This window comes from Emticicia aquatica (assembly GCF_923079645.1).
Taxonomy (GTDB): domain Bacteria; phylum Bacteroidota; class Bacteroidia; order Cytophagales; family Spirosomataceae; genus Emticicia; species Emticicia aquatica.
Genome location: NZ_CAKLPY010000012.1, coordinates 1 through 8,009, shown reverse-complemented (window position 1 = coordinate 8,009; position 8,009 = coordinate 1). Strand labels below are relative to the sequence as shown.

Genomic DNA, 8,009 nt, shown 5'->3' with positions numbered 1-8,009 from the left:
ACAATTTCATGGTATGCAGGTTTAACAGGCGGTACCTCCTTAGCAACCGGAGCAAGTTACACGACCCCAAGTATTTCAACGACGACAACGTATTATGTAGAATGTAGTTTGAATGGTTGTGTGAGCAGTCCAAGAAATAGTTCAGTAGCGACAATCAATGCCATCCCGACGGCAAGTGCCACAGGTACAACAATTTGTGTAGGGAACACGATTAGTTTAACATCAAGTGGAGGAAGTACATATTCATGGGTAGGCCCAAATTCATTTGTATCTACTTTACAAAATCCAACGATAAGTAATGGACAAACCGTAAATGGTGGCGTTTACACAGTAACAGTAACCTCATCGGCAGGATGTACAGCAACAGCTACAGCAAGTGTTGTGGTGAATGTAATACCGAGTTCACCAACAAGTGCGGGTGGTAGTCGTTGTGGTGCAGGCACAGTTAGTTTAAGTGCAAGTGGTTGTGCCGGCGGTACAATTTCATGGTATGCAGGTTTAACAGGCGGTACCTCCCTTGCAACCGGAGCTAGTTACACGACCCCAAGTATTTCAACGACGACAACATATTATGTAGAATGTAGTTTGAATGGCTGTGTGAGCAGTCCAAGAAATAGTTCAGTAGCGACAATCAATGCCATCCCGACGGCAAGTGCCACAGGTACAACAATTTGTGTAGGGAACACGATTAGTTTAACATCGAGTGGAGGTGGTACATATTCATGGGTAGGTCCAAATTCATTTGTATCTACTTTACAAAATCCAACGATAAGTAATGGACAAACCGTAAATGGTGGGGTTTATACAGTAACAGTAACCTCATCGGCAGGATGTACAGCAACAGCTACAGCAAGTGTTGTGGTAAATGTAATACCGAGTTCACCAACAAGTGCGGGTGGTAGTCGCTGTGGTACAGGTACAGTTAGTTTAAGTGCAAGTGGTTGTGCAGGCGGCACAATTTCATGGTATGCAGGTTTAACAGGCGGTACCTCCCTAGCAACCGGAGCTAGTTACACGACCCCAAGTATTTCAACGACGACAACGTATTATGTAGAATGTAGTTTGAATGGTTGTGTGAGCAGTCCAAGAAATAGTTCAGTAGCGACAATCAATACAATCCCGACGGCAAGTGCCACAGGTACAACAATTTGTGTAGGGAACACGATTAGTTTAACATCAAGTGGAGGAAGTACATATTCATGGGTAGGCCCAAATTCATTTGTTTCGACCTTACAAAATCCAACGATAAGTAATGGACAAACCGTAAATGGTGGCGTTTATACAGTAACAGTAACCTCATCGGCAGGATGTACAGCAACAGCTACAGCAAGTGTTGTGGTGAATGTAATACCGAGTTCACCAACAAGTGCGGGCGGCAGTCGTTGTGGTGCAGGTACAGTTAGTTTAAGTGCAAGTGGTTGTGCAGGCGGCACAATTTCATGGTATGCAGGTTTAACAGGTGGAACATCCTTAGCAACCGGAGCTAGTTACACGACCCCAAGTATTTCAACGACGACAACGTATTATGTAGAATGTAGTTTGAATGGTTGTGTGAGCAGTCCAAGAAATAGTTCGGTAGCAACAATCAATGCAATTCCGAATGTAGTAATAAATGGTTCAGCAGCTTGTGTAGGAAATACGATTAGTTTAACATCAAGTGGAGGCGGTACTTATTCATGGGTAGGTCCAAATTCATTTGTATCTACTTTACAAAATCCAACGATAAGTAATGGGCAAACCGTAAATGGTGGCGTTTATACTGTAACAGTAACTTCCTCAGCAGGGTGTACAGCCTCTGCAACAATAAATATTACGGTAAGTGTGTTACCTACGGCAAGCATATCAGGTACAACTACAATTTGTAGTGGAGAATCTACAACACTTTCAGCAACTGGAGGAAATTACTATTTGTGGAGTAATGGTTCTTCAAGTGCAGCAATTACGGTTTCTCCAACATCAAATACAAGTTATACGGCAACTGTTTATCAAAACAGTGTGACTAGTACTAATTTGATAACTAATGTAGCAAATTTCAATTCGTCAAATTTTAGTTACATAAATTCGACAAATTCGTTTGCTGGAGCAGCAGCACTTTTTGACAATATCGATAATACAAATGTTGATACTTTTCATGCTTCTCGAGTTACCGCTGGCACAGACTGGGGAATTGGATATAATTTGGGAGGAAGCTATTTGATAACAAATCTAAGTATTGATAAAAGAAATGATTGTTGTAGCAGTAGAGCCGAAGGTGGAGTAATGCAAGTTTGGAGAAATGGAGCAATGGTTTATCAAAGTAATGTTTTAACTGGAACAGGGGATATTTTAAATGCTTCACCAACTCCAAATGTTATAGGGGAAGAAGTTCGATATGTATTTTTATCTGGAGCAAATACTTCAAGTGGTGAAAGTGTATTGAATTTTGCAGAATGGATTATTGGAGGAACAAAATTGTGCTCAACTACTGCTCAAACCACTGTAACGGTTAATCCAATACCAAGTTCGCCAACAAGTGCAGGTGGCAGTCGATGTGGTACAGGCACAGTTAGTTTAAGTGCAAGCGGTTGTGCAGGCGGTACAATTTCATGGTATACAGGTTTAACAGGTGGTACCTCCTTAGCAACTGGAGCGAGTTACACAACCCCAAGTATTTCAACGACAACAACGTATTATGTAGAATGCAGTTTGAATGGTTGTGTGAGCAGTCCAAGAAATAGTTCAGTAGCAACAATCAACACAATACCAACTGCAACTGCTTCTTCAAATACACCAATTCTTATCGGTGGAACTTTAAACTTATTTTCAACTGGTGGAGATACTTATTCTTGGAGTGGACCAAATGCTTTTACATCTACTTTAAATAATGTGTCAACACTACCAATGACTACATCAATGGCAGGTACATATACTGTGACAGTTAATGTAAATGGATGTACAGCTACGGCAACCACAGAAGTAGTAGTTACAACTGATGACCCAGGCGATATTGATTGTAGTGTAATACCAACATTGAGCTTTTCAAGTCCAACCCTTATTTCGGGAACGGCCGGGCAAGTTAATGCTCAATATCGTTTTACGAATGTAACTGGCGGAACGGATGCAATTGTGACTATTCTGAGCAAATCACACGCTGATATAACAATTGTTGATTTAGATGTTCCTGCCGCTACTTATGGCGGTTATGATGCTGCAATGCAACCAATAATTGATTATAACTGGATTAATGGGGGTGGCTCTTTTGATGCTGCTGGCGAAAAATCGGTTACATTCAAAATAGATTTTGTAGATACAGGCACTACCAATGCTAAAGTTATTCCAAATCTTGTTGCTTCAGGACTCGATTTAGATGGAAGTGGGACTGAGGTTCGTGAGTTTATCGAATCTTCGGGTTATCAAAGTCATCAAGTTCAAAATCCAACTTCTCTTACATTAAGCGGAGCTTTAAAAGCAAAAGGGGCATTGACTACTTATGCTGGAATTAACGAATTAGCCCTTGATGCGGTAATGTCTTACGGATATGTAAATAAAAGTAGTATTACAATTACCTATGGGGCTGATTGGAATGGTAGTACATCGGATTTTGCTGACAATGCCAATCCAACTTTAAGTGACGAACGCCGCCTCAATTCACTTTATTTCAAATGTTATAACCTTAATAATACCTTTTGTGATGTTACATTAGCTGCACCAACAGGAATTCCTGCAAGTCGTTGTGGCACTGGCACTGTAACTTTATCAGCTAGTGGTTGTTCGGGTGTATATAAATGGTATACTGCCTCAACTGGTGGAACGGCTCTCAGTCAAACAGTATCTTATACAACTCCAAGTATCACCACCACCACCACTTATTATGTCGAATGTAATGCAGTTGGTTGTACAAGTACTCGCACGGCTGTTATTGCTACAATAAATACAATTCCATCAGCTCCAACAGTTACTTCAAACAGCATTTGTGGTACAGGTTCTGTTACACTTTCGGCAAGCAATTGTACTGGTGGAACAGTTACTTGGTTTGCATCTCAGACAGGCACAACCTCATTAGGCACAGGGTCTTCATTTACTGCTACTTCACTTACTGCAAGTGCCGTTTACTTTGCGAGTTGTACCAGCTCTAACACCTGTGTAAGTACGACCAGAAATTATGGAGTGGCAACTATTAATCCAATACCTGAAGCTAATTTGGCGGCAATTAATTCGCTTTGTATTGGTTTTCAACCGAGTAATAATGGCAAGTTATTACTTACTAAATTTAAGAGTTCAGATTTATTTTCATATAATGTTGGGTCTACCTATAATTCTGGCACGGCTTCTACGTTTGCAGCGATTCCTACAAACGGCGAAGTTCTGACTTCAATTGCTGACCCAACCGTAAACACCACTTATACTGTTAGGATAAAAAACACTCAAAATTGTACGATTGACCGTTCGGTCACATTTTCAAACCAATGTTCGAGTTGTCCTTCGGGATATTGCGAACCCGCAAGTATTGTAAAGATGAAATAAAGCATTTTTTAATTTTCTGTAATTCACTATTTATTTAATAATATTAAGTAAAACGATATTTTATTGCCCTTTTGTTAAAATCCAAGAATTAAATACTTGTTTTTGGAGGGGTAGTTATGGCCTTTTGAATAAAAAAATATAGACATATCCAACACTTTTCTACACTTAGGAGAAGTATTTAGCACTCAGAAATAGCTAAATATTTGTCCCTAAACTTGTTTTTTTTCTCCCTAAACTAACTTTGGCACAATGATTGCTTATTGTTATTAAACGGCGACGTTTATGCTTTCTATAATAAAAATAATTGTATAAGACTAAGTAATGATTCTTCTGAATAAATATTACTACGCAATTGGATTACTTCATCAGAAAAGTAACTCTTACAACACGTACTCAATAGTGATTCATTTGGTAATCAAAATCCTCGCAAAAAGCCCTTAAATCCACAAATTGAATTCATTCATTTTCCATAAAAATGCTAACCTAAATCAGTTAACCCGTTAAATTGCCCATAAAAATGAACAAACATTTACATCAACGAATTTTAAAAGAAAGGTTTAGTCATGGACTAATATTTATTCTTTTATGCTTTTTGATAAATACACAAAACGCATTTGCTCAAACTTCTTGTGCTAGTCCAATCGTTTACTTCTTGAATACAGAAAGTGTAAGTGCCGATGGAGCAACTGATGGTAAGATAAAACTTTATGGAGATGTTTCAGGAACAAATAAAATCGTTGTTTCGACAACTGCATTAGCAGCTCCAAGTGGTTTAACAGAATTTAATAATGCTGCCTTGTTTTCTTCCTTTACGAATGGATACATAAAAACAAACGCCGCTAACACAACTCAAACATACTATGTGAGAGTTTACTCGGCTGATGGTTCATGTTATACAGATAAAAGTGTAAATTTTGAGAAAACTATTTTTACAACTACTCCAACACAACCGGATATTATGGTTGCTGTTACGCATAATGGAGGTTCATTTGTTTCAAAAAATACGGCGTTTAATGCTTTCGTTACTGTTCAAAATGATGGAGATGCAACAGCTACAGGTCTTGAAGTAACGGTAACAATTCCTGCTGGAATTAGCATCGGAACTCCAAGTGCTTCAACTGGAACCTATAATGCAAGCACTGGAAAATGGACAATTCCTACATTAACTCCAGGTAGTGCAACGACATTGACATTTACTAATACCACTTCAACAACTGAAGGGGTTAAATTTATTACGGCCAATTTAACGGCAGAGACTCAGAGCGATAAAGATTCAAGTCCAACTACTTCAAATTCTGGAGAAGATGACCAAGATGTAGCTTGTATATCAACGCCTTATGAATTATGTTTAGGCAACAAAATTGATATTACGTTAGCGGCATATACTGATGTAGTATGGAAAAAAGATGGAGTTACGATTACGGGAAGTGTTGCTGGTCAATACTCAATAGTTAATGGAGCTTTAACAATTTATTCAATTGGTGAATATTCATATACAATATCAACTGGACCAAATGCTTGTCCAACAGGAGGATGTTGTCCAATAAAAGTTATTGCAGCACCGCTACCAGTTTTAACGTTAACACCTTCTCCAGTAATTTGTTTTGGAGGAAATACAGGATCAATTGCAGCTTCGGCAACGAGCGGAACTACTCCTTATGAGTTCAGTAAAGATGGTACTACTTTCCAATCAACTGGAGCATTTACCTCTTTGACTGCAGGAACATATACAATTACTGCAAAAGATTTTCAAGGATGTACCGCAACCGCAACTACGGCTGTTACTCAACCGCCATTATTGGCAGTTAGTGTTACACCAACAAGTGCCGTTATTTGCAATGGTCAGTCAACTAACTTAAATGCCTCAGCAACAGGGGGTACTACACCATATACTTATACTTGGAATAACGGACTTGGTAATGGAGCAAGTAAAACGGTTTCACCAACAGCGTCAACTTTATATACTGTTACCGTAACTGATGGGAATGGATGTTCTGCAACCGCTACAGTAAATGTAACAGTAAACCAAACGCCAATAGCTTCGGCACCAGCTGTCGCAGCGATATGTGCAGGGAACACACTTAATTTAACCTCTTTGAACACGAATGGTTCAATAACAACAGGTTTGAGTTATTCATGGTCAGGGCCGAATAGCTTTAGTTCGACCGCACAGAATCCAAGTATCCCAAATGCAACGGTAGCAGCGGGTGGCATTTATACAGTAACAATAACGTCAGCAACAGGCGGTTGTACCTCAACTGCGACGGTAAATGTAACGATAAACCAAACGCCAATAGCTTCGGCACCAGCTGTCGCAGCGATATGTGCGGGTAACACACTTAATTTAACCTCCTTGAACACGAATGGTTCAATAACAACAGGTTTGAGTTATTCATGGTCAGGCCCAAACAGCTTTAGTTCGACCGCACAGAACCCAAGTATCCCAAATGCAACGGTAGCAGCGGGCGGCATTTATACAGTAACAATAACGTCAGCAACAGGCGGTTGTACATCAACAGCAACTGTGAATGTAACAGTAAACCAAACGCCAATAGCTTCGGCACCAGCCGTTGCAGCGATATGTGCGGGTAACACACTTAATTTAACCTCCTTGAACACGAATGGTTCAATAACAACAGGTTTGAGTTATTCATGGTCAGGGCCGAATAGCTTTAGTTCGACCGCACAGAATCCAAGTATCCCAAATGCAACAGTAGCAGCGGGTGGCATTTATACAGTAACAATAACGTCGGCAACAGGCGGTTGTACCTCAACAGCGACAGTAAATGTAACGATAAACCAAACGCCAATAGCTTCGGCACCAGCTGTCGCAGCGATATGTGCGGGTAACACACTTAATTTGACATCATTGAACACGAATGGTTCAATAACAACAGGTTTGAGTTATTCATGGTCAGGACCAAGTAGCTTTAGTTCGACTTTGCAAAACCCAACAAGAACGAATACAACGGTAGCCATGGGCGGTGTTTATACAGTAACAATAACGTCAGCAACAGGCGGTTGTACCTCAACAGCGACGGTAAATGTAACAGTAAACCAAACGCCAATAGCTTCGGCACCAGCTGTCGCAGCGATATGTGCGGGTAACACACTTAATTTGACATCATTGAACACGAATGGTTCAATAACAACAGGTTTGAGTTATTCATGGTCAGGGCCGAATAGCTTTAGTTCTACCGCACAGAATCCAAGTATCCCAAATGCAACAGTAGCAGCGGGCGGCATTTATACAGTAACAATAACGTCAGCAACAGGCGGTTGTACCTCAACTGCAACTGTGAATGTAACAGTAAACCAAACGCCAATAGCTTCGGCCCCAGCTGTCGCAGCGATATGTGCGGGTAACACACTTAATTTGACCTCCTTGAACACGAATGGTTCAATAACAACAGGTTTGAGTTATTCATGGTCAGGACCAAGTAGCTTTAGTTCGACTTTGCAAAACCCAACAAGAACGAATACAACGGTAGCCATGGGCGGTGTTT

Annotated in this window: 1 protein-coding gene and 1 pseudogene; both read left to right on the top strand. The window is 40.2% G+C overall.

The features are described 5' to 3' along the window. Positions 1 to 4,503, top strand: a 4,503-nt coding sequence (locus MJQ71_RS20755; protein WP_238808866.1) for a beta strand repeat-containing protein, incomplete at its 5' end; no start/stop codon positions are given. Between the two features lie 517 nt (positions 4,504 to 5,020). Continuing rightward, a pseudogene (locus MJQ71_RS20750) lies at positions 5,021 to 8,009 on the top strand (hypothetical protein); the annotation flags it as partial.